This window comes from Shewanella sp. SP2S2-4 (assembly GCF_031932025.1).
Taxonomy (GTDB): domain Bacteria; phylum Pseudomonadota; class Gammaproteobacteria; order Enterobacterales; family Shewanellaceae; genus Shewanella; species Shewanella baltica.
Window position 1 is genome coordinate 52,766 of sequence record NZ_JAUOER010000007.1, and the last position, 26,491, is coordinate 79,256.

Genomic DNA, 26,491 nt, shown 5'->3' on the forward strand with positions numbered 1-26,491 from the left:
TAATTTCAGAGGTGTTCACATTATGGTTAAACGTGTGCTGTTGGCACTCATAGGGCTAATGACGTTTTCTGCCCATGCCGTGGTCATTCTGCAATATCACCATGTATCAGAGACTACTCCGGCGGCCACAAGCGTGACGCCCGCGCAATTTCGTGAGCAAATGCAGTTTCTAGCCGATGATGGCTTTAAGGTGATCCCGCTTTCTCAGGTGGTTGAAGCGATAAAGCAAAAACAAGATTTACCGGCCAAAACAGTCGCGATTACCTTCGATGATGGTTATCGCAGCATAGCCACGACGGCGCATCCTATCCTAAAGGAATTTGGCTTTCCCTACACCTTGTTTGTGGCAATTGAGCCGATTAAACAAAAGTTTACCGAGATGATGACCTGGGATGAGCTGATAACGCTATCCAAGGAAGGCGCCGATATTGCTAACCACAGTTGGGCGCACGAACATTTGATCCGCGCCTTAGAAAATGAATCACAGGCGCAATGGTTAACGCGGATAAAAGCCAATATCTTAGATACAGAAAAGGCGATTGCAGATGCCACTGGGCACAATTTTAAAATGCTGGCTTATCCCTACGGTGAGTACAATCAAGCCTTGCAGGATATGTTAACCGAGAACGGCTTTGTCGCTTTAGGGCAGCAATCGGGAGCCGCTGGGCCCTATTCGCCGTTAACGGCACTGCCGCGTTTTCCTGTTGCGGGACAATATGCGGACTTAAAAAGCCTTAAGGCCAAGCTATACAGTTTAAACATGCCTGTAATTGCACAGAGTCCTAGCGATCCTGAGTTAAAGGGCGGCCACTGGCGCCCAGAGCTTAAAGTGACCCTCGATATGAGCGATATCTCCGCTAAGCAGGTGATGTGTTATATCCAAGGCCAAGGTTCAAAACAGCCGACTTGGCTCAGTGAAACCGAGTTTAGTGTTCAAGCGGATTTAGCCTTACCTGCGGGGCGTTCGCGTTACAACTGCACTGCGCCGAGTAAGGCGCGCAATGGCTACTATTGGTTTTCTCAGCCTTGGGTGAGGCCAAAGGATGATGGTTCTTGGGTCAGAGAGTGATCAACGGTTAGGTTTGTATTGCGCCACTATTTTTCTAAAATCGCTAATCATTTCATCATTTAACACCTGCGGCGGCTTGCCTAGCGCAGCCGTAGGTTTGAACACTGCAACGCGCGTACCCTGCGGTGACACCAACACATAACCCGCACTATGGTCGACTAGGTAGTTTTCCCCTTCACCGACCATGGCGTAGGTGAGCCCGAGACTGCGGGTGAGCGGGAAGATTTGTGTCTGCTCGCCCGTGACCGCTTTAAATTCTGGATTGAAAAAATTCACATAGGTCAGGAGTTTATCCGGTGTGTCCCGTTTGGGGTCGACGGATAGAAACACCACCTGTAATGGCGCAATTTTGTTTAGATCGGGATAAGCCGCCGCGAGTTTATTTAAGGTCGTAGGGCAAACATCGGGGCAAAATGTAAAACCGATAAAGAATAAGCTCCACTTCCCCTGCAAACTGGCGTTGGTAAAAGCCTGCTTATGTTGATCGACCAATTCAAAGGGCGCTAATTCATAGGCCTGTGGATACAGAAATCCGCTCTCTAGCTCGATAGGTTTAGGGGAATTAAATTTCACCGCAAATAGGCCGCCAAGACCGAACAATAAAATGGCGATGATTAAAATTCTTTTCTGCATTATTGGCTCCATAACGACAGGTTAGCGCGACAAATGAGTTGCATACACTAGTTCCACAAATAGTGGTCGAGTAGTAATGCCATAAATAACAACATCAAATGATAGATAGAGAAGCGGAACACTTGCATCGCCAAGCCATCATGATCTCGATATTTAAGTTGCCACGCTTTATAGATAAATCCCGCGCTGAGTAAACTCGAGCAGACGAAATACACGGGCCCACACATACCAACCAGTACAGGTAATAGGCAAGCAATTGCCAGCAATACTGTGTAGAGCAGAATACAGGTTTTAGTAAACTCGACACCGTGGGTAACCGGCAGCATGGGAATATCCACTTTGGCATATTCGGCGCGTCTGTGAATGGCCAGAGCCCAAAAATGTGGCGGCGTCCACGTAAAGATGATGATCACTAACAACAGCGCATGGCCGTGAAATTCGTTCGTCACTGCAGTCCATCCCAGCAAGGGTGGCATGGCTCCCGCAAGGCCGCCAATCACAATGTTTTGTGATGTCGCGCGCTTCAAATAGGCAGTATAAACCAAGGCATAACCAATCAAGCTGGCAAAGGTGAGCCAAGCCGTGAGTGGATTTACTAAGGAACATAAGACGATAAAGCCAAGGCTACCTAAGCTAGCGGCGAAAATTAACGCGCGGGTTGCCGAAATACGCCCTTTGGGTAGTGGGCGATTGTAGGTGCGTGCCATTAAGCCATCAATACGACGATCGATCAGATGATTGAGCGCCGCCGCCGAGCCCGCCATCATGGCAATGCCCAGCATACCCGCGAGTAAAGGTTGAACGGGCACCGCATGGGGCACGGCCAGACACATGCCGACTAAGACAGTGAGCAGCATGAGTGCGACCACTTTAGGTTTAGTCATTTCAAAATAGGCGCGCCATGTCACGCTGAACGTGGGTAGGCTACTGGTGATTGAGAGTGGTTTTGCCATCTTGGAGCCCTCGCTTAGGCTTTGCGCCATAAGAAATAGTTGATTGCGACTAAGGTCAGCAGCAGTAGTGCCGCCCCGCCGTTGTGAGACACGGCAATACCCAGTGGTAAATGCATCACTACGTTAGAAATACCTAAGCTCACTTGCAGGATCACTAACCCTGCCAATAAGAGGCTTATGGCCCTCATCCCTGCAGCGCCAACAAATAATCGATAGGCGAGCACGAGTAATAAACTCGCGGTAACGATAGCGCCAATTCGGTGGGCGATGTGAATAGTCATGCGGGCTGGGTAATCGAGTACCCCAAATTCGAAACTGTGGTGTTGGCCTTGGAATGGTGAAAAGGCCTCCGCTATTGCCAAGTTATCCATCCAGTTGCCTTCGCAAATGGGTAATGCGGTGCAGGCTAGCGCCGCATAGTTAGATGAGGTCCAAGCGCCCAGCATAATCTGACCCACAAGCACGAACAGGCTCACCAGCGCCAACGGTGCCAGATTACGGGCATGGGATTCGCTATTAAAGATCCGCCGCGGCCGCGTTCGTAGATAGAGAAGTAACAACAGTGAAATTAGGCTGAAACCACCAATAAGATGCGACATCACAATTATTGGCATGAGTTTCATCGTCACAGTCCACATGCCTAGCGCTCCTTGAAAGAGGATCAGCAGCACTATGATGAGCGGTAACTTTTTCGGTGCTTCTGGCGTTTTCAGGCACAAAACTAAGATTAACAACACCAGTAAGCCAAGTCCGCCTGCGATATATCTGTGGATCATCTCCAGCCAGGCTTTTTCTGGGTGGATATCATGATCGGGGAAGATGGTTTGGGCATGGGCGATTTCATGGTCTTGGGTAGGCACCTTGATATGGCCGTAGCAACCCGGCCAATCGGGGCAGCCTAGACCTGCATCCGATAGGCGAGTGTAAGCACCCATTAAAATCACTAATAGGGTAAAGACTAAGGTTAAGCGTAGAACCCAAGTTAGCTGCATCAATCTACCCTCGACAGTTTTAACAACTTACGCAGATCCGCAATCAAGGCTTTGCCTTGAGCTAAATGCGCTTCTCTACCCTGCACTTGGGGATAGCGCAGCACTAAGCTGCCTAAGGGATCGACTATGATCAGCTGCTGTTCATCTAGCCAATGGCTTAAGCCTGCATTGGCGGGACGAGTGTTGAAGTGAAAGGCGCTTAAAGCGTTAAGATCGCTGTCGGGATGGGTGAGAATGAGTGGTTCGACTCGCGCCTGATCTGGCCCTAGCGCAGTGTGGCTTTGGCGTAAAATATACAGGCGTTCGCGGCAAGCATCGCCGCATTGGGCGGGCAGTAAATATAGCAGTTGCCATTCTTTAGGATTGGGATTTTCAACCCCAAGGCTGGCATAACTGGTCTCAGGATTGATCAGCTCGCCATGATTAGTGGCGCCGCCGTGGTATAAATTCAGGCTCAGCACTAGCTTGGCTATCACCACGGGCGCGATAAACGCCAGCAACAACAAGCCCAATGCCTTGTGTTTCGATTTATTCTGGGAGTTCATGCTTGCTCCTCTCATTCAAATTATCCCTAATTTATTGTTTTATATTTATTTAGTTTTTATTTGTGTCTTGCTAAGTATGGGTCGAATTTGCCTATTCGCTCCTTGAGTTTGCGATTGTTTCGGCACTCTGGCGTTTTACATATTTAATCCCTTGCCACAACATGAGCCCAGCAAACACGGCCGCCATCGAAAACCACTGCAACGCATAACCCCAATGTTTTTGCGCCGACAGTGGGAAAGGTTGCCAAGGATGGGGCAATGTGAGGGAAGGTAATTGCTCTGGTTGCAACACGACAGGTAACACTGGGTGCCCTAATACCTTAGCCATTTCGGGCATATTTAAATTTTGAAAGCGAATACTTGTCCCTGTTTCTGCCATTAAAGCTTGGCTCAAGGGATTGATTTGCTTTTGATAAAGCCTGCCTTCGATATTTAATGCCCCGCTTAGGGGAGTGATGTGGGGTAACTCATCCCGATGGGATCCAGCGGCAACAAAGCCTAACTCGACCAGCAACCAAGGTGTTCCAGCTTCCACTTGCAGGGGCTGAAAGGCTAAATAGCCCACTTGACCTTGATAGATTTGATTATCCTGTAGCCAGATTTGTGAGCTCGCGGGCGTCGCCTGTATTTGTAGACGATAACCTGTGACGCTTTCCTTATTTACCTTAAGCTGGAGCTGCTCAAAACTGAGTGGCAATAAGGATTGCCTCGCCTCCATTTGCGCTTGTAGGACGGTTTTTTCTTCACCTCGGGCTAATTGCCATAGACCCAGCTTGACCAAAATCCCGAATACAGCCACAGTCAGTATCAGCAAAAAAACCGTTAATTTATTCAGCAGGACATAAGGATATTGTATGAATACCCTGTTTATTTTTAAGTTGGCCTTAGTTCTGCTGTTGCTGTTTATCATTTTTAATTTAGGTAGAGCCTTGTTTATTATGGTGAAAGGCGGCAACAAAATGCCTATGAGTCGCTATCTTGGTCGCCGGGTGCTCTTCTCTGTGCTCGTTATCCTGCTATTGCTGGTGGCATTAGGGACTGGATTAATCAGCCCCAATCCTACGCCTTACTAAAGCCTTAGAGTACGTAGACGAAAATAAACAAACACAGCCAGACCACGTCCACAAAGTGCCAATACCAACTCCCCGCTTGGAAGGCGAAATGCTTATCTGCGCTAAAGTGCCCCTTCAACACTCTGAAAAACAACACTAATAAGAATACCGTTCCTAGGGTCACGTGCATGCCGTGAAAACCCGTTAGCAGGAAGAAGGTATTGCCATAAATCCCAGAGGTTAAGGTGAGTCCCATTTCCTGATAGGCGTGGATATACTCTTCGGCCTGTAAGGCAAGGAAACCCATCCCTAAGAGTATGGTGATCCCGAGCCAGAGGGTAATGGCGGAACGTTTGCCTTTTTCTAAGCTGACATGGGCAAAATGTAAGGTGACAGAAGAGGTTAGCAGCACAATAGTGTTGATTAATGGCAGACCAGTCCATGGCATAGCCTCGGTTTTTGTCCCATCAGGCGTGGTGATCAATGGCCAAACGGCTTCGAACTGTGGCCAGAGCACTGCGTGGGTCATGGCATTATTCGAGGCGCCGCCGAGCCAAGGCACTGCGACCATGCGGGCGTAGAATAATGCACCGAAAAATGCCGCGAAAAACATCACTTCGGAGAAAATAAACCAGCTCATGCCTTGGCGAAAGGATCTATCCATTTGGTGGGAATAGAGTCCTGTCATGGATTCGTTGATCACGGTTCTAAACCAACCCACTAGCATAAAGAGGATTACGGCGATGCCTGCGAGCAGTATATAGCCGCCACCTGAGGCACCCGATTTGAGTTGTTGTACAAAGCTTCCTGCACCAAAGGCGATTAAAAACAGCCCTATAGCACCAATGATGGGCCAAGCGCTTTGGGCGGGGACATAGTAAGGTTCATGTTTTGTAGTCATTTTGCAGCTCCTTGCTCTAGGGCAGACGCTAACTGCTTGTCGGTAATGTCGTAGAGGGTGTAAGAGAGGGTCAGTGTGTGGATGGACTCAGGTAACTGAGGATCCACAAAGAAAATGAGTGGCAACTCTGCGCTGGTCGAAGCCGCTAAGTGCTGTTGATTAAAGCAAAAACATTCAGTTTTATTAAAATAGGCAGCGCCTTGGCCGGGTGATATTGAAGGTATCGCCTGACCAACCGTGGCTCTGTCTGACACATTGCGTGCCAAAAATGCTGTGTGTATCAGCTCGCCGGGGTGGACTTCGAGCCGCTTGGTTTGCGGCTCAAATTTCCACGGCATACCTGTTTGTACTTGGGAGATAAATTCCACGGTGACAATACGGCTAGTATCGACGGTTATCGCTTGATAACTACTGGCAGTATTGGAGGTTTTACCGTTAATCCCTAGCTTCTCACACAGCACATCGTATAGCGGCACCAGCGCAAACCCAAAGCCAAACATACCGATACAACCCATGACTAATAGGCTGATGAGTTTACGATTTGACTTAGGTTTTTCTGGCTGGCTATGTTTGGTCATTTCATTTCACCTCGGGTGGTGTCGTGAAGGAGTGGTAGGGTGCTGGGCTTGGCAATGTCCACTCTAAACCCTCACTGCCTTCCCAAGGTTTAGCGGGGGCTTTTTCGCCGCCACGGATGCACTTGATCACTAGTACTAAGAAAATCAATTGCGATAAACCGAAGGCAAACCCACCAATAGAGACGATTTGATTAATATCGGCAAATTGAATCGAGTAGTCGGGAATACGCCTTGGCATACCCGCCAGCCCAAGGAAATGCATTGGGAAAAACAGTACGTTGACCGAAATCACCGAACACCAGAAGTGCCATTGCCCCAGTCGCTCGTTGTACATATGCCCCGTCCACTTAGGTAGCCAGTAATAGGCCGCCGCCATGATGGAGAAAATCGCCCCAGTTACGAGCACATAATGGAAATGCGCCACCACAAAATAGGTGTCGTGGTATTGGAAGTCGGCGGGCGTAATGGCGAGCATTAACCCCGAAAAACCGCCAATGGTGAAGAGTATGATAAAGGCCACGGCGAACAACATAGGGGTTTCGAAGCTGAGCGAGCCGCGCCACATAGTCGCCACCCAGTTAAATACTTTCACCCCCGTTGGCACCGCAATCAACATAGTGCAATACATGAAAAACAGCTCGGCAAACACTGGCATACCTGTAGTGAACATATGATGTGCCCACACGAGGAACGACAGAATTGCAATACTCGCAGTTGCATAAACCATTGATGCATAGCCAAATAAGGGTTTGCGACTGAAGGCGGGCACTATGGCTGAGATGATACCAAAGGACGGCAAGATCATGATGTAAACTTCGGGGTGGCCGAAGAACCAGAAGATATGCTGGAACATCACAGGATCGCCACCCCCCGCGGCGTCGAAGAAGCTAGTGCCGAAAAACTTATCGGTCAGCACCATAGTTACAGCGCCCGCAAGTACGGGCATCACAGCGATCAGCAGGAATGCAGTGATAAGCCAAGTCCACACAAACAGCGGCAACTTCATCCATGTCATGCCGGGCGCACGTAAATTCACTATGGTTACAATCACGTTGATTGCGCCCATGATCGAACTTATCCCCATGATATGAATAGAGAACACGAAGAGTGCCGTGCTGTCAGGACTATAAGTGGTAGACAGTGGCGCGTAGAAGGTCCAACCAAAGTTAGGTCCGCCGCCTTCCATAAACAGCGAACTGAGTAGGATGGTAAAGGCGAAGGGTAAGATCCAAAAACTCCAGTTATTCATCCGTGGCAGCGCCATATCGGGCGCACCAATCATCATAGGGATCAGCCAGTTTGCTAGCCCAGTAAAGGCGGGCATTACCGCGCCGAATACCATGATCAGCCCATGGACTGTGGTCATTTGGTTAAAGAAGTTGGGCTCGACCAATTGTAATCCGGGCTGAAACAGTTCAGCGCGGATCACCATGGCCATAGCGCCACCGGTTAAAAACATAATGAAGCTGAACCATAAATACAAAGTACCAATGTCTTTATGGTTGGTGGTTAGCACCCAGCGCATGATGCCCTTTGGCGCACCATGATGATGGTCATCATGGGCTGCGGTTTGATCTTGAGTCGTTGTGCTCATCATAATCCCCTACTGTCCATGGCTTGCGATATCAGCAGGTTGCACTGTATCGCCGGTATTGTTGCCCCAAGCATTGCGCTCATAGGTAATGACTGCTGCGAGTTGCTGTGGGCTGAGTTGTTTGCCAAATGCTTGCATAGCCGTGCCTGTTTTGCCGTGCATCACAATATCGAGATGATTGGCGACGGGCCCAGTGGCGATAGCACTGCCAGCGAGGGCGGGGAAGGCGGGTGGTATGCCAGTTCCCGTCAACTGATGGCAGGCCGCACAAGTGGTGGTGTAGACAGTTTCACCTTCGGCCATCAGTGCCTCATGGGTGAGAGTGGGGAGGCTCGCCGGATCGACTATGGTTGCGGAGTCGACAACGGCTGCGGGCTCAGTTGTAGGTGCGGGTGTTGGGGTCGTGTTGACTGGTGCGGTAGCAGGTGCCTGTGTGCCAGTACTGCCGTTCATATGCTCATTAACATCTTTGGCCTGCACAGCATCGCCAGTATTATTACCCCACGCATTACGCTCATAGGTAATCACAGCGGCCATTTCTTGTGCCGTCAATTGCTTACCAAAGGCTTGCATGGCGGTACCCGCTTTACCGTTAATCACGATTTCAAGGTGGCCGCTGAGCGGTCCCGTTGCTATCGGACTGCCTTTGAGGTGTGGGAATACGCCTTGTAACCCCTCGCCATTAGGCTGGTGGCAGGCTGCGCAGTGACCGAGGTACACTTGCTCACCTTGGGTCATAAGCTCTTCTTTACTGAGGGTCTGTGCTAATGCGGCTTGAGCTGCGGTGGCCGCAGCACCTGCGGCTTGTTTTTGCTCCGCTACCCAAGCTTCAAACTCGGCTTCGGGTAGGGCTTGCACTACAATGGGCATAAAACCATGGTCTTTACCGCAAAGCTCGGCGCATTGACCACGGTAAATGCCGGGTTTGTCTATGCGAGTCCAGGCCTCATTGATAAACCCAGGATTAGCATCTTTCTTCACGGCAAAAGCAGGTACCCACCATGAATGAATGACGTCTTCTGAGGTCATTAAAAAGCGGATTTTGCGATTTATCGGTAGCACGAGCGGCTTATCGACCTCCAAAAGGTAATTTTCCCCTTTGGTTTCGGTACCGTCGATTTGTGCTCTAGGGGTTGCGAGTATGCTGTAAAAATCAATGTCCTGATCGAAATAGCTGTAGTGCCATTTCCATTGGGAACCTGTGACTTTAACTGTGAGATCGGCATTGCTGGGATCTTCCATCGCAATTAAGGTTTTTGTCGCTGGAATCGCCATTAAGATCAAAATGATAAATGGCAGAATCGTCCAAGCGATTTCAACTTTAGTGCTTTCGTGAAAGTGCGACGCGACAGCGCCTTTGGATTTTCTGTGATTGATCATGGCGTAAATCATCACGCCAAAGACCACAAGGCCAATGGCGCAGCAGATATACAAGATGGTCATGTGCAAGTGATAAACCTTGCCACTGATCTCGGTTACGCCAGGGGTCATGTTGAACCGCATGTCCGCGGCGGCCAACGGTGGTGCGAATAACACCACGAGTAAACAATACAACAATTGCTTCACAAGACTTCTCCTCTGCCAATTGCGAATAGCAACTACAAAGAAGAGCAACACAGTAAGTCTCAACTCTATGCAAACTCTTCAGTTCCCAAAAAAGCGTTTTTGACTTCAACGTGCGTTGGCGGCTGTTACTTTTAATTAAGTATTGTTACTGCTGGTATTAGCCACGCTGGCACATACGACTGAAATAAATCTGTTCTCTATTTTTAGTGGCATTTTGAACTCGATTACGGCTCGATTTATTTGCCACGGGCGGCGATATATCATCGCCGACTAAATCAACCATACTTGCTGTTTAAATATTGATCAAGATCACTTATTTATCTAATTGTCTGAAAAATTGCCAAAAAAAAGCCTCACATTCATAGGCGAGGCGGCTTTCAAGGTAAAAAAATAAATGAATATTTAATGTACAGCGCTAAAAAAAGATTGTTGGCCGAAGAGATTGCCTTGCTCAATGCGTACGTCGCCATGTAAGTGACTGTTTACGTCTTCAAGCACTATGCCCATGGCGCGAGCACTTTTAGCCACGATTTGCAGGCGACGATTATCGCGTGCATCCAGTGATTGGGTCCAAGTAATAACTGCACTGGACGTACCACTTGTTAAGGCTTTTTCCATCGCCCACAGGGTTTCGACTTCATCTTTAGCGTGCACCAGCAAGACTCTGTCCATACGCACGCCTGCATTGGCGAGCATTTGTTTGTAGCCAATACTCGGCGGGTTGATGAGCACTAACCAACGGCCCTGTTGGCTTAACTGGGCGAGTTGCGCGCTTAGATGGATTAATTCTTGGCGACCTTGAGTCTTCGTTGGCATGCAGGCGATAGGTGCATGGTGCCAGTCATAGTCGGCATCACGGACTTCATCGAGCCACAAGCCTGGGTGGCGGGGTGCATTGCCAAGTAGTTTGTTCATAGCCAATCTCCATTACGGATCACACCGACGGCGAGTCCTTCAATTGTTAAACTTTGATAGCCTAAATCCACTTTAATCGGGGAATAGTCTTCATTTTCGGCGTGTAGATAGACTACATTACCTTTTTTTTCGAAACGTTTAACAGTGACATCGTCGTCGACTCTCGCGACAACCACTTGACCATTTCTAGCTTGTTGTACTTTATGAACTGCCAGCAAATCTCCTTCGAGAATGCCGATATTCTTCATGCTGTCGCCTTTAACCCGCAGTAAGAAATCGGCGGCGGGATGGAACATGCTCGGGTCGACTTGGTAGTACTGTTCGACATGTTCTTGGGCAAGAATAGGTTCGCCAGCAGCCACTTGACCGATAAGTGGTAAACCTGTTTCAGTTAAATCTTCGACTTCCGCAGGTAGGCGAATGCCCCGCGAAGTGCCCGGCATGATCTCAATGCAGCCCTTTTTCGCCAACGCTTTAAGATGCTCTTCAGCCGCATTGGCGCTCTTAAAACCTAAACGGGTCGCGATTTCTGCCCGTGTGGGTGGCATGCCAGTATCGGCAATATTTCGTTTAATTAGCTCTAAAATTTCAGCTTGGCGTGGCGTCAAAGGTCTCATGGTGTTTCCTGTTTTTCTATACAGTTACTGTTAGTATATACAGTATTATTTGCAGCGCAAGTATTAACCACTTTTTAGCTATGTTGGAGAGAATTAGCGAATATTACCCATAGTCTGGTATTCTACCGGGCTAGTAAACGTACTTAATTGCATAAGAATAATGCCTAAACACGACTCTCTTTGGTTGAAATCATTACGCTGGATCCAAAAACACTTAGTGCACACTATTGTTGTGCCTCAGGATCCCTTTGCCGATCTGAATCTGGATGCCTCCAGACCCCTTGCTTATGTGATGAAAACGGAATCGCTGAGTGACATCGCTGCCCTGAGTGAAATAACGGCTAAGTTAGGACTACCGAGCCCCTATGAGCCTTTAGTGGCAAATGGTGTGATTGCGCCTCGGGTTGTCTGCCTTCAAGGGCGTAAGCCGCTGTTTGGTGAGCGTGCCGGTAACGAGCCTTTCCTCGAATGCTTTATGCGTTTGTTGGCCGTGCATAAGGAACGCCCTGAATTAGACATTCAACTAGTGCCCGTGAGCCTGTATTGGGGCCGCACGCCAGGGAAAGAAGACGACACTATGAAGGCGGCTGTGTTTGAGCGGGAAAACCCGACTTGGCTGCGCAAATGCTTGATGATTTTATTCTTAGGTCGACATAACTTCGTACAGTTTTCAAATGCGGTATCTCTGCGATACATGGCCGACGAACACGGCACTGACATGGGGATTGCCCATAAATTAGCGCGGGTCGCGCGGGTGCATTTCCGCCGTCAACGTAAGGTGATGACAGGGCCTGTGCTGCCAAATCGCCAAGCACTGTTTCATTCGCTGCTCAAATCCGAGTCCTTGCGTAAAGCGATTCAAGAAGAAGCGGCCAACAAAAAGATTTCTGAGACCCAAGCGCGCGAGACGGCTATTGAGTATCTCGATGAAATTGCTGCCGATTACTCAGATAGCTTAGTGCGTATTGCCGAGCGTTTCTTAACTTGGTTGTGGAACAAGCTTTACAGCGGGATCAACATTAAAGGCGCCGAGCAAGTTCGCCAGCTGCACCATGATGGTCACGAGATCGTTTATGTACCTTGCCATCGCAGCCACATGGATTACCTGCTGTTATCGTATATTTTGTATTATCAAGGCATGGTTCCGCCGCACATTGCTGCTGGTATTAACCTCAACTTCTGGCCCGCGGGACCTATGTTTCGTCGCGGTGGTGCCTTCTTTATCCGCCGTAGTTTTAATGGCAACAAGCTGTATACCGCAGTATTCCGTGAGTATTTAGACCAACTGTTTGCTAAAGGTTATTCGGTGGAATACTTCTCCGAAGGCGGCCGCTCACGTACCGGTCGTCTATTGGCGCCAAAAACCGGCATGATTGCTATGACGATGAACAGCGTGCTGCGCGGTATCGAGCGTCCGGTAACATTGGTGCCTGTGTATTTAGGCTATGACCATGTGATGGAAGTGGCGACGTACCATAAAGAGTTAAGTGGTAAGAAAAAGAAAAAAGAATCTGTGTGGCAGGTGTTTGGTGCGATTCGCAAACTTGGTAATTTCGGCCAAGGGTATGTGAACTTTGGCGAGCCGATTACTCTGCAAAACTTCTTAAATGAGCGCGCGCCAAACTGGCGTACTGAGTTGGCCGATGATCCTGAGCAAAAACCAAGCTGGTTAACGCCAGCGGTAAACGTGCTGGCGAATCGAGTGATGACAAATATTAACGATGCTGCAGCGGCGAGTTCGGTGACCTTGACGAGTTTAGTGTTGCTGGCCACAGATCAAAATGCCTTAGAGCGCAGTCTGCTGGAGCGTCAGCTTGATCTGTATCTGACCCTACTCAAAAAAGTGCCTTACACTACTTATACTTCGGTTGCCGAAGGTGATGGTAAGCATTTAGTGCAGCAAGGTTTAGAGCTGAATAAGTTTGTTGTTTGTGCCGATCCTTTAGGTGAAATCGTGTCTATCGAAGCGAGTCAGGCAGTGTCTATGACTTACTATCGTAACAATATCATTCACTTATTTATTGTGCCGTCATTAATTGCGAGCTGCTTAACGCATAATGAGCAGATCCCGCGTCAGCAAGTGGTGTCAATCGTTGCCGATTTTTATCCACTGCTGAAAGCCGAACTCTTTATGGGCATTAAAGATGTACCTGCCTATGTCAATCAAGTGCTGGATTTCTTCATTGAACAAGGGTTAGTAGTCGAGACTGATACCTTAACTGTCGTGCCTGAACACACTAGCCAACTATTATTGTTAGCCAGTTCAGTGAGCGAGACTCTGCAACGCTATGCCATTATTTTCAATCTGTTAGCGAACAGACCTAAGATGGAGCGCTCAGAACTTGAGTCTGAGAGTCATCTACTCGCCCAGCGTTTAGGCGCTTTGCATGGCATTACCGCGCCTGAGTTCTACGATAAGAAACTTTACGGCACCTTGAGCGTTAAGCTCAAAGAATTGGGCTATCTAGCGGATAACCAAGATAAGTCCAATATCAATCGCATACGAGATCAAGCCAATAGCTTATTACGTCCGTCAGTGAAACAAACGATAGTGGCGAGTGTCACCGCGGAGCATACAGTTTAATGGCAAATCATATGAATGCGGCTAAGCATAAGCCCGCAGGTAAGTCCTTGCTCGGCGGCGCCATGATTATTGCCGGCACGACCGTAGGTGCAGGGATGTTTTCTCTGCCCGTGGTCGGTGCCGGTATGTGGTTTGGCTATTCGATTTTAATGTTATTGGGCATTTGGTTTTGCATGTTGATGTCGGGCTTATTGCTGCTCGAAACCAATTTGCATTTCGAACCGGGTGCTAGCTTCGATACTTTAAGCAAGCAAACCTTAGGGCAGTTTTGGCGGATAGTGAACGGCGTTTCTATCGCGTTCGTGCTGTATATTTTGACTTATGCCTATATCAGCGGTGGTGGCTCGATTGTGAATCACAGCTTGCAGGGCATGGGAATTGAGTTACCGCAAAGTGTTGCTGGGCTGGTGTTTGCCATAGTGTTGGCTAGTATCGTATTGATCAGCACTAAGGCCGTGGATCGCATTACCACGATTATGCTCGGCGGTATGATCATTACCTTCTTCCTTGCAATCGGCAATTTACTGATCGAAATCGATGTGACTAAGTTGCTCGAACCCGATGGTAATAATAGCTTTTCACCTTATCTGTGGGCGGCGCTACCCTTTGGTCTTGCCAGCTTTGGCTACCATGGTAACGTTCCCAGCTTAGTGAAGTATTACGGCAAAGATTCCACCACCATTATCAAGGCGATTTTCGTCGGCACCTTTATCGCGCTGGTGATTTATGCCTGTTGGTTAGTGGCGACTATGGGCAATATTCCCCGCAGCCAGTTTATCGATATTATTGCCCAAGGCGGCAATATGGGGGTCTTGGTGGGCGCTTTGTCTGAGGTGATGGCGAGTAGCTGGTTGAACAGTATGTTAACGCTGTTTGCTAACTTGGCCGTGGCTTCATCTTTCTTAGGGGTGACCTTAGGTTTGTTTGATTATCTCGCCGACTTGTTTGGTTTTGACGATTCGCGCTCGGGCCGGATGAAAACTGCGTTAGTGACCTTTGTGCCGCCGACGATTTTAGGATTACTGTTCCCCGACGGTTTCTTAGTGGCGATTGGCTTTGCGGCATTAGCGGCGACAGTGTGGGCGGTTATCGTCCCGGCGCTGATGGCCTATAAATCGCGGCAGTTATTCCCCGAGAGCACAGGTTTTAGAGTGATAGGCGGTACACCGCTGATTATTCTTGTGGTGTTATTTGGCATAGTCACGGGTGCTTGTCATCTGCTCGCGATGGCAAATTTACTGCCGCAATATTCCTAATTTGTTTCGATGATTTAAGCCCTCTGCGTGAGGGCTTTTTTGTATTTGGCGATTGAGTTGTAATCCAGCAGATCTTTTTTATCTCGACACTGGACAGAAGTACGAACTCAGGCTTAACTCGAATGATTGTAAAGACAAAGGAGCAAATGATGAAAATTACTCAGTACGCACAAGGACATGCATGTTGGGTTGAACTCGCAAGCCACGATTGGCAAGCTGCTAAGACATTCTACCAAGCGTTATTTGGTTGGGATTCAGTAGACATGCCAATCCCAGAAGGTCATTTTTCGCTATTCAATTTAGCGGGGGATGATTTAGGTGCCATGTACCAAATTTCCGAGTCAGAGTCGCAGATCCCTAGCCATTGGCGAGTCTACTTTGCCGTTGATGATATGGATGCCAGCATTGCAGCGATTCAAGCGGCGGGCGGCCAAGTACATATGGGGCCGCATGTTGTAGGTGATGCGGGCGTGATGGCGCAGGTGAGCGATCCACAAGGCGCACGTTTTGCGCTGTGGCAAGCGAAGAATCATATCGGTGCTAGCTGTCAGGGTGAACTCAATACTCTTTGCTGGGTTGAGCTGGCTTGCAGAGAGCCGCGCGCTGAAGAAGCCTTTTACTGCAAAATATTCCCTTGGACTAACTCGCCCAGCGACATGCCGGACATCGAATACTCTGAGTGGCAAGTTGATGGTCAATCCATCGGCGGCATGATGACCATAATGCCCGAATGGGGCGATATATCTCCCCATTGGCTGCTTTATTTTGCAGTAGCCGATTGCGATGCATTTGCAGAAAAAGCCCAAGCGTTAGGCGCGCAAGTGTGCATTCCGCCCAGTGATATCCCCGATGTGGGTCGATTCTCTGTGATAGCCGACGCCCAAGGTGCCACCTTTGCGGTAATCAAGCTTAATCAGGTGTGACAGCTATATTTAGGACGAGTCACATTTAAGATTAAAAACGGCGACACTTAGTCGCCATTTTTATTCGTCTAACCATTTGTTTAATTAGCATTATCAATCATGATTGTCTCAGGGCAGGAGCCTCTGCCTGCCTTGTTAGCTTTGGCGAGTAGGCTAGGCAAGGAGTCTGAGGCTTTAATGACCTCGGGCAAATTAATGCGGATTTCACTCAGTAATCCCTTGCCACATTCTAGACTCATTTTAGTGTGAACGCCTTGACCGAAGCTGATATCAAAACTTTGGTTTAACTCACTTTTACTGACACTCTTACCTATGTTGTCATGAATAAATTTTTGTACCCATGCCGAGGCATTGACCGCTTGGGTCAGCTGGGTTGCCAATAAAAAGTACTCGTTAGGGTCTTGGCTACGGCAAGTGCCGTGTTTCCACCATTCGTGGCGTTCTAAACAGGTGCCATATTGGGCGCTTGGCATGACTTCTTCTAAATTTTTGCGCACCGATGGGTTAAGTTCAAGCTCAGGATAAGTACAGAAATCATTTGGTTGCAGTTTGACTGTGCTGCAATAGCCATAACGAGTGCCGCATTGTTGTTTATTCGGCCACAGTCCGTGCAGGCTGAAGTGTTGCCACTGGCTCGATTCTGGCGTTTGGCTGAGGGCGCGGCATTCGGCTTTGCGGCGGCCATAGAGTTCGCAGAAGGTGCTTTGCCAGCTTAATGCCAGCACGTTGGCGTCAAATTCACCGCCGATTCGGCATTGATCTCCTTGACGTTTTTCTGGTGTGCCATGCTCTTTAAGGCCGTCTCGGCTTTTGGCTTTGATATCCGATGCTGTAGTGGTTTGCGCGGGTTCTACCGCTGTTGCAGGTGTCGATACATTACTGCCTGCAACATTGGAAAGATACTGACCACAAGCGCCACTGATCCACCGCATGGGAGACTTCACTGCGTTGGTGCGCACTCGCAGCCAATCAGGTTTGGCGCTGTTGCCGAGGATTTCGAGTACTGGGTAGCGCTCACCAATATTGCTCTGCCATTGATCTGGATTCGTCTGCTTATTTTTCGATTGAAATAGCTCACAGCGTTTATCGGCAACGAACTCACCGGTCGCGGGCGCGGCAAAGGCAGGTGCTGCTGAAATGATTAACGCAGCGCATAAACCGAACGTCGCAAGTAACGTACGCGATAGGCTTTTAAGGGAAAGTGCTTGCGGCCATATCCGGCGGATGGTCAAACAAAATGGCTTGGTCATGTGATGGAATCCTTTCTGCTGCAGTAAGTCGGGTCAATCCTGTGGTGCGCTAAGTTAATGGTACACATAAGCGTTATAAACTAAGAGGCTTATTTTACTCAGAGTGGTGTGTGGCACTGCTGCTAAATTAGATTTTTAATCTGATTGAATGAAAAATCCCCTCAAACCTTAATTAGATTTTTAATCTGATTGAATGAAAAATCCCCTCAAACCTTAATAGCTTGAGGGGATTTTTATGGGTGCTCTCTTGCTGCTAACTTACGTGCGCAGCGTCTTTGTTTAATTTACGCGAGTAAATCAGTAGATAGAGTGCGGGTAGGACAAATAGCGACAGTATGGGCGCTGTGACCATGCCGCCGACCATCGGCGCGGCGATTTTCTGCATCACATCGTTACCCGAACCTGCGCCCCACATTATGGGCAGTAGGCCGAAGAAGATGGTCGCCACTGTCATCGCTTTGGGGCGGATCCGCATGACGGCGCCTTCAATCAAGGCTTCTTTCAAGTCATTGACGCTGTGGTAATTATCTTTTTCTTGCCTGTGTTTGATGGCGTTATTGAGATACACCAACATCACCACCCCAAACTCGGCTGCGACACCCGCTAAGGCAATCATACCGACAGCAACGGCCACTGAGATGTTGTAATCCAGTAGATATAACAACCAAGTACTGCCGACCAATGCGAAGGGGAGGCTGAGCATAATAATGCTGGCCTGAATGGTGGAGCCGAAGGTCATCATCAGCAGGATGAAGATGACGGCTAATGCCATAGGGATCACTTGTTTAAGCTTAGCATCGACCCTTTGCATATATTCGTACTGACCCGCAAAGCTATAGCTGTAACGGGGTGGAACGACGAGTTCGGCATCTAAGGCAGTTTTCGCGGTGGCGATATACTCACCGATAGAGGTGCCTTCGATATCGATAAACACCCAAGAGATTAAGCGGCCATTCTCACTCTTTAACATAGGCGCGCCATCGTTAATTTCGATGTCGGCTAAGTTACGTAGCGGCAGATAATGCCCCGACTTAGTGATCACGGGCAGCTCGCGCAGCTTCTCAATGTTGTCGCGCAGCTCACGGGGGTAACGCAGGTTGATAGGATAACGTTCGGCGCCTTGTACTGATTCGCCAATATCCATACCGCCAATGGCGTAACGCACCACATCTTGAATATCCTGCAACGTCATACCGTAACGTGCGGCCACATCCAGTTTCGGACTGATATCGATATAACGGCCGCCGCCACTGCGTTCGGCATAGGCCGATTTGGTGTGTGGCACTTTGCTTAAGATAGCTTCAATCTTAGTGCCAATGCTTTGCAGTTCGTTGACATCGGCTCCAGTGATCTTAATGCCGACAGGGGTTTTGATCCCCGTCGAGAGCATGTCGATACGGGTTTTGATGGGTTGCACCCAAGCATTGGTGAGTCCCGGTACTTTTACGGTTTGTTGTAACTGGGCAATGATGCCATCTAAGGTCATGCCTTCACGCCATTCGTCATGGGGTTTAAGCATGATAGTGGTTTCAAGCATGGTCAGCGGCGCGGGATCGGTCGCGGTTTCAGCGCGGCCTACTTTGCCAAACACCCGGGCCACTTCGGGCACGGTTTTGATCAAGCGGTCGGTTTGCTGCAACACTTCGGCGGCCTTGCTGGCACTGATGCCGGGCAATGCCGTTGGCATGTAGAGCAAATCGCCTTCTTCGAGTGCGGGCATAAACTCGCTGCCCATGCGGGTCATAGGATACCAAGCGCTGGCCAGCGCGACTAAGGCTAACATCAGGGTGACTTTAGGGAATTTCAGCACCAGTTTTAGTGAAGGTTGATAAATCGCGATCAAGAAACGGCTGATGGGATTGCTACGTTCGCTGGGGATTTTGCCGCGAATAAAGTAACCCATCAAAATCGGCACTAAGGTAATGGATAAAAAGGCCGCCGCTGCCATGGCGAAGGTTTTAGTGTAGGCCAATGGCGCGAATAATCGACCTTCCTGCGCCTCGAGCGCAAACACAGGTACAAAGCTTAATGTGATAATAATTAATGAGAAAAATAGTGCTGGGCCGACTTCAATCGACGCTTCGGTGACGATACGCCAATGCTCTTTCGTATCGGGTTCGCGATCATGATCCGCTTTAAAATGCTCTAAATGTTTGTGCAAGTTTTCGATCATCACAATCGCGCCGTCCACCACGGCGCCGATGGCAATGGCGATGCCGCCAAGGCTCATGATATTGGCGTTAACACCCATTTTATTCATCACGATAAAGGCGATAAGGATGGATAGCGGCAAGGTGATCACGGCCACGAGTGTGGAGCGCGCATGCAGTAAAAACAGCAAACAGACTAAGCCGACCACCAACATTTCTTCGACGACTTTGCTAAACAGGTTGTCGACGGACTTAAGAATCAAGTGGGATCTGTCATAGGTTGGGATAATCTCAACCCCATCGGGCAGGCCGGCTTTGAGTTCTTCGAGTTTTGCTTTCACCGCATCAATTGTCGCTAAGGCGTTTTCGCCGTAACGCATCACCACAATTCCGCCAACGACTTCACCTTCACCGTCGAGTTCGGCTATGCCGCGGCGTGAAGCTGGGCCTTTACGCACAGTAGCAACATCTTTGAGGGTTAAACCTGTGCCAGAAGGACTGGTGATACCAAGGGGGATTTCACGAAAATCCTCTAGCGTCTGGCGATAGCCTTTGGCGCGTACCATGTATTCGGCTTCGGCCATTTCGATCACTGAGCCGCCGGCTTCGCTGTTGGCTTTATCAATGGCTTGTTTAATGGTGGCGATATCGAGCTTATAGATCGCCATTTTGTCGGGCTCAAGCACTATCTGATAGGTTTGCTCCATGCCGCCGACGGTGGCGACTTCAGACACGCCTGCCACGCTTTGCAGCTCTAGCTTGAGATACCAATCCTGCAGACTCTTGAGTTGCGATAAATCTAAATTACCGGAGCGATCGACTAGCGCATATTCATACACCCAACCAACACCAGATGCATCTGGGCCGAGGGAAGGTTGCACATTTTGCGGTAAACGGCTGCTGATCTGACTCAGGTATTCGAGCACCCGTGAGCGAGCCCAGTAAATGTCGGTGCCATCTTCAAAAATCACATACACGTAAGAGTCGCCGAACATGGAATAACCACGCACGGTTTTAGCACCAGGTACGGCTAACATGGCGGTCGACAAGGGATAAGTCACTTGTTCTTCAACCAATTTTGGCGCTTGACCCGGATAAGGGGTTTTAATGATCACTTGCACATCGGATAAATCCGGCAGCGCATCGAGCGGCGTTTTTCGCAGCTCCTGTACGCCCCAAACAGTGATCATGATGGCGATAATCAACACCATAAATCGCTGCCTGATGGACGCCTCGATAATATATTTCAACATAACGCGCTCCTAGTGCTGATGACCGCTGCTTAAACGCATTAAACTACCCTTGAGGCTAGCCTCGGAGTCGAGTAAGAATTGCCCCGAAATCACCACACGTTCACCTTCATTCAGGCCTGAAATAATCTCGGCCTTACCTTGGCTCATCATGCCGACGGTTACGGCCTTGGCGGTAAAGCTGTCGTCGGTTTGCTTGACGATCACGCGGTTTTCTTTGCCCGTTTGGATTAAGGCTTCCTGCGGGATCACTAGCACATCTTTATTCGGGCCACCGAATAGTGAGACTTTGGCGAGGGTTTTAGGTCTTAAATCTATCTCGGTATTGTTGAGCACTACTCGTACTCGCAGGCTGCGAGTGACAGGATCAAGCTCAGGATAGATGTAATCGATCGTGCCTTCGATGCCGCTGATATTCATGGCGGGAACGGCAATTTCGGCCTTCTGACCTTTGGCAATCCAGCTTTGCTCGTTCTCAAAGACGTCGGCAATCACCCAAACTTTGGAGAGGTCCACCACAGACATGACTTCGGTCGAAGGCTGAATATACATGCCATCGCGAATGTCGAGGGCTTTCACTATGCCGTCTTCTTTGGCGTAGAAAGGTACCCGATATTGGGTTTGATGTGACTCGGCTAATTGTTTGATTTGCCTGTCGTTAAAACCAAGGAAGGATAAGCGTAAGCCCGCATTGCGCACCAAATCTTTGTAGCGGCCTTGGCCGTTTGCTTTGGCGGTGTCCATAGCGAGCAGATAGTCATCCTGGGCGTTGATTAAATCGGGGGAATAGATCTCGTAGATCAGCTGGTCTTTCTTTACGGTATCACCCACGGATTTGATCATCAGTTTTTCAATCCAGCCAGTAACGCGGGCATGGATATGGGTGATTTGGCTTTCGTCATAGTCGATTTGACCGACGGTTTCGACAAATTTCCACAGTGTGTCGCGTTCAACCTTGGCCACCTTTAACGCCAACGCTTGCTGCATGCTGCCGGATACATTGATGTTGATTTCTTGGGTATTGCCGCCCGTTTCGACCTTTTCTAAGTTCATACCGCAGATAGGGCAAGTGCCGGGTACATCACTGATAATGTGGGCATGCATAGGGCAAACGTACTTGATTGTTGTCACATGATTTTGGGCTTTAACTAAACTGTCGGCCTTAGGTGTTGGGGTATCGAATACCTGACTCGAAGCTTTGGCGGCAGAGGTTTGCGCATGCTCAGAGGCTTGGTGATCTGCGACTTGATGCTGTGCATGCTCGGCCGCAGGATTCGCGGCATCGAGTTTCTCAACTAAAAACATATTGCACTTAGGGCAGCGACCGGGCTCATGGCTGAGCACTTCGGGATGCATAGGGCAAGTGTAGGTTTTCACTTGATTTAACGGATTATTCTTAGGCGCAGTTGCAGAATTTGCTGCCGCTTCGGTCGCCGTGTGCTCTTGTGTGTTCGCCAGCTGGGCATGACTCAACCAAGGCGTACTGATGAGTAAGCTACTCAAGATCAGTACGGCCTTAGGGGCCTGCTTTTTTACTGTATTAAATTGGTTCATATGCCTCATCTCCAGCCTAGCTTAGTGGTGTTCGTGCGCGTTGTGCATCGTACCTTCAGCCGTTTTTACTTCCGTCGCCTTTGGCTCTAAGTCCATGCCACATTTAGGGCAAGTATCGCCTTTATTACCAGTCACTTCGGGGTGCATAGGGCAAACATAGGTTTGTGCTTGTTGCTGTGGATTTGCATTGTCGTGTTGATGTTCGTGCGGCGCAGCCGTGGCAAACACGCTAGTGCTGGTCAGCAAGAATGCGATTAAGGCGAGATTAGTTAGTGTTTTCATATTATTCACTCCATCGGATTAACGGCCGAATATGAGCGCATAAACGTCTGTGAGCACAGTGGTTCAAAGCAGTTCGCTTCGATAGACGGATTGATGCCCAAACTTGGCATTCGGCTCAGTTATCAACGTTTTGCTAGACTCGGGTGCATGATTTAACGATAAGGCACCACAATAAACGGCTAATTTGGCGTTAGCTTAGGGCTAACTGAATTGTCGTTTTAGCTTGGCTTCTTGAGGGCGATTTGCCCATTAAGCGCAAAGTAGGCCTAGGCTATCGGAGGTTTAAAGGCCGAAGACAAAGAGATCGAGTGGAAATGAGGCATAGGAGTGGCCATTGCAGTATCGCTCATGCTCACACTTGGCCAGAGGTGTGGGCTGAATAGAGTGCCAGCGACTGAAATCGTCAAACAATGACCACAATCATTTGAACATGATGTGGTGCCATCACAGCAATGCTGTTTCGCGCCGGGAAGCATTTTATCGTTGCAGCAATCCGCGTTGGCCATTGAATGTGAGTCAGAAGGGTTCTCTGTGTTCATCTGCATCATGGCAGCATGGTGCATTTGGGGGGAAGCTTCATGATTCATCGCACTCATATCCATAGTGTGTGGCACCATGGCGTGACCATTAGACACAACACTTTGCCCGACGAGTGCGAGTAAAGTGAACATGACTAAAAAGTAACGACCGAGTGTGTGATGCATAAGTATTCCAAATGATGAACGGCTCGAGTCTAGCATAGAGGCATTATGCTGTAATGATTTAACTCACATTTCAGCACATGCCTCAAATTAAATATTTTGCTTTTCTAAATTAGAAAGCGGGATTGCTGACTAACATTTTCGCCATCAGCTGGCTGTGGCTTTGCAGTGGATATTCGCCCGCTTTGTCACCATTAATACTGAGTTGAATCGTTGGATATTTAATAAATTGGCGCGCTTCAGCTTCAGTCATTATTTTGGGCTGGGTGATTTGGTAGCTATCACTCGCCTTCACATCCAGCACTAAGTAAAGCGGCGCTGATTTAACCCAGTTACCACTATCATCGGCGCGATAATTAAAAATATCCTGATATTTTAGCTCGAGCAGTACTTTCCCGGCGGAGAGTTGGATAGGCTTAAAGGGTGTCGCTGGCACACCATTGATACTGATAACACTGAGCGCATCTGTGCTTTTTAAGCTGGCGGCTGTGACAGTCGCGCTACTTAACAAGGCACCGATAACGAAAGTAAGGCTTAGTAAGCTTTTGTTCAATAAAGTGGTTTTCATAATAAACTCCAAAAATTCTCTGTACCTCGTTGCGGTGCGAATATGCAGCGGCGCAATCAAAGGTGTTTAGTCGGTTTTACGTTGTAAAAAACGAAAGACGTTACAGTGAATTGGAGGTGGGAGGCGGCGTAGTGAGTCCAAGATCGGCAGTTTGCATCGCCCAGCCTTGGATGGCAATACGCTTGCTTGCTGGGTTGGCGAAGGCCAGTTCTAGCACTGCAGGCTCAAGGTAAAGTGATGATAGGCAATGGGTTTGACAATGACTTGTCATACTATCTTGGCAGTGTTGCAAGCAATCGGATGCAGAACAATCTGGCATGGTGCAGTTCATTTCTGCATCCATCATCAACATGGTTTGACTGCTGTGGCCATTGGTATTGGCTGAAGTTGGCATAGCACTCACCATCGCCGATTGGGCGATTAGCGAAAATAGCACTGCTATGGTGATCCAAAATTTAGCCATGATAACTCGGAAAATTGATTGCTTACCCTTAGAGACCTTAGCTAACCCGATAAAGTTTCATATCGCGTTCAATTTTTAATTTCTAATTTCTAATGATTTATTTCCTGACCACTTCTAATAATTAAACAAAACGTCGATTAGATCACATTTCTATTTTCTAGAAATGATTTGATAGTTATTGATTCTCAAAGGGGAAATCTCATCGCGATAATCGCTAACTTGCGATTATGGGGTGATTGCATTAGCTTTAGTTAAAGTGCATTGCAGCTCAGCTAGCGGTTTTTACCAAATGTCGTCCTAATAGTTAGAGCTAAGTCTCATTTTGCGCTTTTAAGGTTAATTTAATCGGCAAATTTCGGCTTAAAATCAAATTTCTAATAAATGAAAGAACATAAACTAGTCTTATAAAAACTAATTTTGACAATTTTTGGAGATAGAGTGATGAACTGGCGTGCACTATTTAAACCTAGCGCAAAATATTCAATCCTGGCGCTACTGGTCGTCGGTATTGTTATCGGTGTTGTGGGCTACTTCGCAACCCAAACAACCTTACATGCAACCAGCCAAGACGCATTCTGTATGAGCTGCCACAGCCAACATTCATTGAAAGATGAAGTGATGGCGTCTGCCCACGGTAACAACCGTGTGGGTATCGTGGTTCAGTGTCAGCAATGTCACATCGCACAGGAACCATTCCAATACCTGAAGAAAAAGATCATCGTTTCTAAGGACGTTATTGGTTTCTTAACTATCGATGGCTTTAACACGCAAGCATGGTTAGATGAAAACCGTAAAGAACAAGCTGAGTTAGCGCGTGATTACCTTCGTGCAATCGATTCTTCAACCTGTCAAAACTGTCACAACCGTATTTATGAAAACCAATCAGAAAATATGAGCAAAATGGCAGTGAGAATGCACAGCAATAACTTCAAGAAAGCCCCAGAAGACAGAAAAACCTGTATCGACTGTCACAAAGGCGTCGCTCACCCTTACCCTAAAGGATAAGGTTTAACGGTTAACTTACGTTATCGTTAGTCATTAAAAAGCCCTCTGTTGAGGGCTTTTTGCTGTCCGTGTCTGAGTACCTGACGGTGCCTAAATGTTAGGTTAACTCGCTGGAGTCATCACTTTTTGTCGATAAGCTAACAGGCTAAAAATACCGAAGATAAATACTTGCAGATAATCAAGCTTTGTTAATGGCAGTAAGGTCTTAAATAGCATGTGGAAAATGGCCACTTGGAAGCAGTGCATCATGCAGGTTATGCCAAACAGGATATTCAAAATAATCGCCACATTACCTTCAAATGGCATAACCAAGTTGTAGGCCATCATCAACCAAGCGATGAGGGTAATGGCTTTACCTAGGTTAATCAGCAAGGGCATGGCTTTCAACTTCGATAGGCTCGGCAGTGTTGTCGGCTTGATATTGATATAAGCGGTAGCTCACTTGTCCCGCATTCTTTTCTTTCAAGGCGTGCCAGCAAGGTGGAATGGCCAGTTGGGTTAATTCAGATTCGATCTCGACATAAATCAGCGCGCCATCATTGAGCCAAGCTTGTGTATCGAGCAGTTGAATGGTCTTTTCTGCCAATCCCTTGCGAAAGGGCGGATCGATAAATACCACATCGAAACCTTGCTCGCAGCCCCTTTGCAACACCACTAAGGTATCGGCGTTGAGCACTTCGGCCTTGTCGCATTTTAGGGTTTGCAGATTTTCTTTTAATTGCATGGCTGCGCCGCGTTGCAACTCGATAATCTTGGCGAAACTGGCATAGCGAGATAGGGCTTCGAGCGCTAAAGCGCCGCTGCCGCCGAAACAGTCGAGCACTCGCGCATTAACTAAGTCATTGGCAAGCCAGTTAAACAGGGTTTCGCGCACTCTGTCTGTTGTCGGGCGTAAACCTTCGAGATCTTGAATAGGTAAACGACGCGAACGCCATTGGCCCGCGATGATCCGCACTTGACCGCTACCGGGTTTATTTTTGGCTGTTGGACTTTTGGTCACATTATTTTTGACCGTTCGATTCTTAACCAAAGTGCCCCCGTGATTTTGCCTGAAGAAAGAAAGTGGTAGACTATGCCACCTTAATAAAGG

The 26,491-nt window shown here is 48.4% G+C and carries 26 protein-coding genes; 6 read left to right on the forward strand and 20 right to left on the reverse strand.

Features of this window, described 5'->3' with window-relative positions:
* Nucleotides 1-22: 22 nt before the first annotated feature.
* Nucleotides 23-1,069 carry a polysaccharide deacetylase family protein gene (locus Q4Q54_RS07660; protein WP_261272335.1) on the forward strand — a complete coding sequence of 349 codons (1,047 nt, stop codon included), beginning with the start codon at nucleotides 23-25 and terminating at the stop codon, nucleotides 1,067-1,069.
* Here the strand turns inward: Q4Q54_RS07660 and Q4Q54_RS07665 are convergent, their stop codons facing one another.
* The 5 genes from Q4Q54_RS07665 to Q4Q54_RS07685 form a co-directional block, all read right to left on the reverse strand.
* Complete coding sequence (locus tag Q4Q54_RS07665; RefSeq protein ID WP_261272336.1) at nucleotides 1,070-1,702, reverse strand: SCO family protein; 633 nt, start codon at nucleotides 1,700-1,702, stop codon at nucleotides 1,070-1,072.
* Nucleotides 1,703-1,749: 47 nt separating this feature from the next.
* Nucleotides 1,750-2,655: a heme o synthase gene (gene cyoE / locus Q4Q54_RS07670; RefSeq protein ID WP_261272337.1), complete on the reverse strand. Its 906-nt coding sequence runs from the start codon at nucleotides 2,653-2,655 to the stop codon at nucleotides 1,750-1,752.
* A 14-nt stretch (nucleotides 2,656-2,669) separates the two neighbouring features.
* Nucleotides 2,670-3,647: a heme A synthase gene (locus Q4Q54_RS07675; protein WP_261272338.1), complete on the reverse strand. Its 978-nt coding sequence runs from the start codon at nucleotides 3,645-3,647 to the stop codon at nucleotides 2,670-2,672.
* Nucleotides 3,647-4,192 (reverse strand): hypothetical protein, encoded by a 546-nt coding sequence (locus Q4Q54_RS07680; protein ID WP_261272339.1) that lies wholly within the window; start codon nucleotides 4,190-4,192, stop codon nucleotides 3,647-3,649. The genes Q4Q54_RS07675 and Q4Q54_RS07680 overlap by 1 nt, the downstream gene beginning before the upstream one ends.
* 91 nt (nucleotides 4,193-4,283) lie before the next feature.
* Nucleotides 4,284-5,048, reverse strand: coding sequence for an SURF1 family protein (locus Q4Q54_RS07685; RefSeq protein WP_261272367.1), 765 nt, complete (start codon nucleotides 5,046-5,048; stop codon nucleotides 4,284-4,286).
* On the opposite strand from Q4Q54_RS07685, the gene Q4Q54_RS07690 reads away from it, so the two are divergent.
* Nucleotides 5,047-5,265 carry a DUF2909 family protein gene (locus tag Q4Q54_RS07690; RefSeq protein ID WP_261272340.1) on the forward strand — a complete coding sequence of 73 codons (219 nt, stop codon included), beginning with the start codon at nucleotides 5,047-5,049 and terminating at the stop codon, nucleotides 5,263-5,265. The genes Q4Q54_RS07685 and Q4Q54_RS07690 overlap by 2 nt on opposite strands.
* A 4-nt stretch (nucleotides 5,266-5,269) precedes the next feature.
* On the opposite strand, the gene Q4Q54_RS07695 is transcribed toward Q4Q54_RS07690, so the two are convergent.
* The 6 genes from Q4Q54_RS07695 to lexA form a co-directional block, all read right to left on the reverse strand.
* The gene (locus tag Q4Q54_RS07695) at nucleotides 5,270-6,145 is read right to left on the reverse strand and encodes a cytochrome c oxidase subunit 3 (protein ID WP_261272341.1); all 876 of its coding nucleotides are present in this window, start codon (nucleotides 6,143-6,145) and stop codon (nucleotides 5,270-5,272) included.
* Nucleotides 6,142-6,723, reverse strand: coding sequence for a cytochrome c oxidase assembly protein (locus Q4Q54_RS07700; RefSeq protein WP_311988130.1), 582 nt, complete (start codon nucleotides 6,721-6,723; stop codon nucleotides 6,142-6,144). Before Q4Q54_RS07700 ends, Q4Q54_RS07695 begins: the two co-directional genes overlap by 4 nt.
* A gap of 1 nt (nucleotide 6,724) precedes the next feature.
* Nucleotides 6,725-8,317, reverse strand: a complete 1,593-nt coding sequence (ctaD, locus tag Q4Q54_RS07705) for a cytochrome c oxidase subunit I (RefSeq protein ID WP_261272343.1) — start codon at nucleotides 8,315-8,317, stop codon at nucleotides 6,725-6,727.
* Nucleotides 8,318-8,326: 9 nt separating this feature from the next.
* Nucleotides 8,327-9,883 (reverse strand): cytochrome c oxidase subunit II, encoded by a 1,557-nt coding sequence (gene coxB, locus Q4Q54_RS07710; protein WP_311988131.1) that lies wholly within the window; start codon nucleotides 9,881-9,883, stop codon nucleotides 8,327-8,329.
* Between the two features lie 402 nt (nucleotides 9,884-10,285).
* Entirely contained in the window at nucleotides 10,286-10,798 is a 513-nt protein-coding gene (locus Q4Q54_RS07715) for a cell division inhibitor SulA (protein WP_006084614.1), read from the reverse strand.
* Nucleotides 10,795-11,415 (reverse strand): transcriptional repressor LexA, encoded by a 621-nt coding sequence (gene lexA, locus Q4Q54_RS07720; RefSeq protein ID WP_106649027.1) that lies wholly within the window; start codon nucleotides 11,413-11,415, stop codon nucleotides 10,795-10,797. The genes Q4Q54_RS07715 and lexA overlap by 4 nt, the downstream gene beginning before the upstream one ends.
* A gap of 160 nt (nucleotides 11,416-11,575) precedes the next feature.
* Here lexA and plsB point away from each other — a divergent pair, with 160 nt between their 5' ends.
* The 3 genes from plsB to Q4Q54_RS07735 all read left to right on the forward strand — a co-directional run bounded on the left by plsB (nucleotide 11,576) and on the right by Q4Q54_RS07735 (nucleotide 16,178).
* Nucleotides 11,576-13,999, forward strand: a complete 2,424-nt coding sequence (gene plsB, locus Q4Q54_RS07725) for a glycerol-3-phosphate 1-O-acyltransferase PlsB (protein ID WP_006079610.1) — start codon at nucleotides 11,576-11,578, stop codon at nucleotides 13,997-13,999.
* The gene (gene mtr, locus Q4Q54_RS07730) at nucleotides 13,999-15,255 is read left to right on the forward strand and encodes a tryptophan permease (RefSeq protein ID WP_012588833.1); all 1,257 of its coding nucleotides are present in this window, start codon (nucleotides 13,999-14,001) and stop codon (nucleotides 15,253-15,255) included. Before plsB ends, mtr begins: the two co-directional genes overlap by 1 nt.
* A gap of 149 nt (nucleotides 15,256-15,404) precedes the next feature.
* A complete protein-coding gene (locus Q4Q54_RS07735; RefSeq protein ID WP_311988179.1) occupies nucleotides 15,405-16,178 on the forward strand; it encodes a VOC family protein in 774 nt (257 codons plus the stop codon).
* 80 nt (nucleotides 16,179-16,258) lie between these two features.
* On the opposite strand, the gene Q4Q54_RS07740 is transcribed toward Q4Q54_RS07735, so the two are convergent.
* The 7 genes from Q4Q54_RS07740 to Q4Q54_RS07770 all read right to left on the reverse strand — a co-directional run bounded on the left by Q4Q54_RS07740 (nucleotide 16,259) and on the right by Q4Q54_RS07770 (nucleotide 24,396).
* Nucleotides 16,259-17,428, reverse strand: a complete 1,170-nt coding sequence (locus Q4Q54_RS07740) for a ribonuclease T2 (protein WP_311988132.1) — start codon at nucleotides 17,426-17,428, stop codon at nucleotides 16,259-16,261.
* Nucleotides 17,429-17,681: 253 nt separating this feature from the next.
* Nucleotides 17,682-20,831, reverse strand: a complete 3,150-nt coding sequence (locus tag Q4Q54_RS07745; RefSeq protein ID WP_311988133.1) for an efflux RND transporter permease subunit — start codon at nucleotides 20,829-20,831, stop codon at nucleotides 17,682-17,684.
* 9 nt (nucleotides 20,832-20,840) lie between these two features.
* Nucleotides 20,841-22,382, reverse strand: a complete 1,542-nt coding sequence (locus Q4Q54_RS07750; protein WP_311898407.1) for an efflux RND transporter periplasmic adaptor subunit — start codon at nucleotides 22,380-22,382, stop codon at nucleotides 20,841-20,843.
* A gap of 21 nt (nucleotides 22,383-22,403) precedes the next feature.
* Entirely contained in the window at nucleotides 22,404-22,664 is a 261-nt protein-coding gene (locus Q4Q54_RS07755; protein ID WP_011845451.1) for a heavy metal-binding domain-containing protein, read from the reverse strand.
* Nucleotides 22,665-22,930: 266 nt separating this feature from the next.
* Nucleotides 22,931-23,368 carry a hypothetical protein gene (locus tag Q4Q54_RS07760; protein ID WP_006079621.1) on the reverse strand — a complete coding sequence of 146 codons (438 nt, stop codon included), beginning with the start codon at nucleotides 23,366-23,368 and terminating at the stop codon, nucleotides 22,931-22,933.
* Between the two features lie 109 nt (nucleotides 23,369-23,477).
* Nucleotides 23,478-23,933: a DUF2057 family protein gene (locus tag Q4Q54_RS07765; RefSeq protein ID WP_311898411.1), complete on the reverse strand. Its 456-nt coding sequence runs from the start codon at nucleotides 23,931-23,933 to the stop codon at nucleotides 23,478-23,480.
* A gap of 100 nt (nucleotides 23,934-24,033) precedes the next feature.
* Complete coding sequence (locus Q4Q54_RS07770) at nucleotides 24,034-24,396, reverse strand: hypothetical protein (RefSeq protein WP_014620549.1); 363 nt, start codon at nucleotides 24,394-24,396, stop codon at nucleotides 24,034-24,036.
* Between the two features lie 441 nt (nucleotides 24,397-24,837).
* On the opposite strand from Q4Q54_RS07770, the gene Q4Q54_RS07775 reads away from it, so the two are divergent.
* Nucleotides 24,838-25,401 carry a NapC/NirT family cytochrome c gene (locus Q4Q54_RS07775; RefSeq protein ID WP_006079625.1) on the forward strand — a complete coding sequence of 188 codons (564 nt, stop codon included), beginning with the start codon at nucleotides 24,838-24,840 and terminating at the stop codon, nucleotides 25,399-25,401.
* Nucleotides 25,402-25,503: 102 nt separating this feature from the next.
* Here Q4Q54_RS07775 and Q4Q54_RS07780 read toward each other — a convergent pair whose 3' ends face one another.
* Nucleotides 25,504-25,779 carry a DUF1145 domain-containing protein gene (locus Q4Q54_RS07780; RefSeq protein WP_086014862.1) on the reverse strand — a complete coding sequence of 92 codons (276 nt, stop codon included), beginning with the start codon at nucleotides 25,777-25,779 and terminating at the stop codon, nucleotides 25,504-25,506.
* Entirely contained in the window at nucleotides 25,763-26,431 is a 669-nt protein-coding gene (rsmD, locus tag Q4Q54_RS07785) for a 16S rRNA (guanine(966)-N(2))-methyltransferase RsmD (protein ID WP_259587138.1), read from the reverse strand. Before rsmD ends, Q4Q54_RS07780 begins: the two co-directional genes overlap by 17 nt.
* Between the last annotated feature and the right edge of the window lie 60 nt (nucleotides 26,432-26,491).

Coding starts and splice junctions, on each gene's coding strand:
- Q4Q54_RS07675 (WP_261272338.1), bottom strand. CDS start 3,647: ATGCAGCTAACTTGGGTTCTACGCTTAACCTTAGTCTTTACCCTATTA.
- Q4Q54_RS07750 (WP_311898407.1), bottom strand. CDS start 22,382: ATGAACCAATTTAATACAGTAAAAAAGCAGGCCCCTAAGGCCGTACTG.
- Q4Q54_RS07660 (WP_261272335.1), top strand. CDS start 23: ATGGTTAAACGTGTGCTGTTGGCACTCATAGGGCTAATGACGTTTTCT.
- Q4Q54_RS07760 (WP_006079621.1), bottom strand. CDS start 23,368: ATGCATCACACACTCGGTCGTTACTTTTTAGTCATGTTCACTTTACTC.
- Q4Q54_RS07765 (WP_311898411.1), bottom strand. CDS start 23,933: ATGAAAACCACTTTATTGAACAAAAGCTTACTAAGCCTTACTTTCGTT.
- Q4Q54_RS07665 (WP_261272336.1), bottom strand. CDS start 1,702: ATGCAGAAAAGAATTTTAATCATCGCCATTTTATTGTTCGGTCTTGGC.
- plsB (WP_006079610.1), top strand. CDS start 11,576: ATGCCTAAACACGACTCTCTTTGGTTGAAATCATTACGCTGGATCCAA.
- Q4Q54_RS07775 (WP_006079625.1), top strand. CDS start 24,838: ATGAACTGGCGTGCACTATTTAAACCTAGCGCAAAATATTCAATCCTG.
- Q4Q54_RS07755 (WP_011845451.1), bottom strand. CDS start 22,664: ATGAAAACACTAACTAATCTCGCCTTAATCGCATTCTTGCTGACCAGC.
- cyoE (WP_261272337.1), bottom strand. CDS start 2,655: ATGGCAAAACCACTCTCAATCACCAGTAGCCTACCCACGTTCAGCGTG.
- Q4Q54_RS07745 (WP_311988133.1), bottom strand. CDS start 20,831: ATGTTGAAATATATTATCGAGGCGTCCATCAGGCAGCGATTTATGGTG.
- Q4Q54_RS07700 (WP_311988130.1), bottom strand. CDS start 6,723: ATGACCAAACATAGCCAGCCAGAAAAACCTAAGTCAAATCGTAAACTC.
- Q4Q54_RS07690 (WP_261272340.1), top strand. CDS start 5,047: ATGAATACCCTGTTTATTTTTAAGTTGGCCTTAGTTCTGCTGTTGCTG.
- Q4Q54_RS07770 (WP_014620549.1), bottom strand. CDS start 24,396: ATGGCTAAATTTTGGATCACCATAGCAGTGCTATTTTCGCTAATCGCC.
- lexA (WP_106649027.1), bottom strand. CDS start 11,415: ATGAGACCTTTGACGCCACGCCAAGCTGAAATTTTAGAGCTAATTAAA.
- Q4Q54_RS07735 (WP_311988179.1), top strand. CDS start 15,405: ATGAAAATTACTCAGTACGCACAAGGACATGCATGTTGGGTTGAACTC.
- mtr (WP_012588833.1), top strand. CDS start 13,999: ATGGCAAATCATATGAATGCGGCTAAGCATAAGCCCGCAGGTAAGTCC.
- Q4Q54_RS07695 (WP_261272341.1), bottom strand. CDS start 6,145: ATGACTACAAAACATGAACCTTACTATGTCCCCGCCCAAAGCGCTTGG.
- Q4Q54_RS07740 (WP_311988132.1), bottom strand. CDS start 17,428: ATGACCAAGCCATTTTGTTTGACCATCCGCCGGATATGGCCGCAAGCA.
- Q4Q54_RS07680 (WP_261272339.1), bottom strand. CDS start 4,192: ATGAACTCCCAGAATAAATCGAAACACAAGGCATTGGGCTTGTTGTTG.
- ctaD (WP_261272343.1), bottom strand. CDS start 8,317: ATGAGCACAACGACTCAAGATCAAACCGCAGCCCATGATGACCATCAT.
- Q4Q54_RS07780 (WP_086014862.1), bottom strand. CDS start 25,779: ATGCCCTTGCTGATTAACCTAGGTAAAGCCATTACCCTCATCGCTTGG.
- Q4Q54_RS07715 (WP_006084614.1), bottom strand. CDS start 10,798: ATGAACAAACTACTTGGCAATGCACCCCGCCACCCAGGCTTGTGGCTC.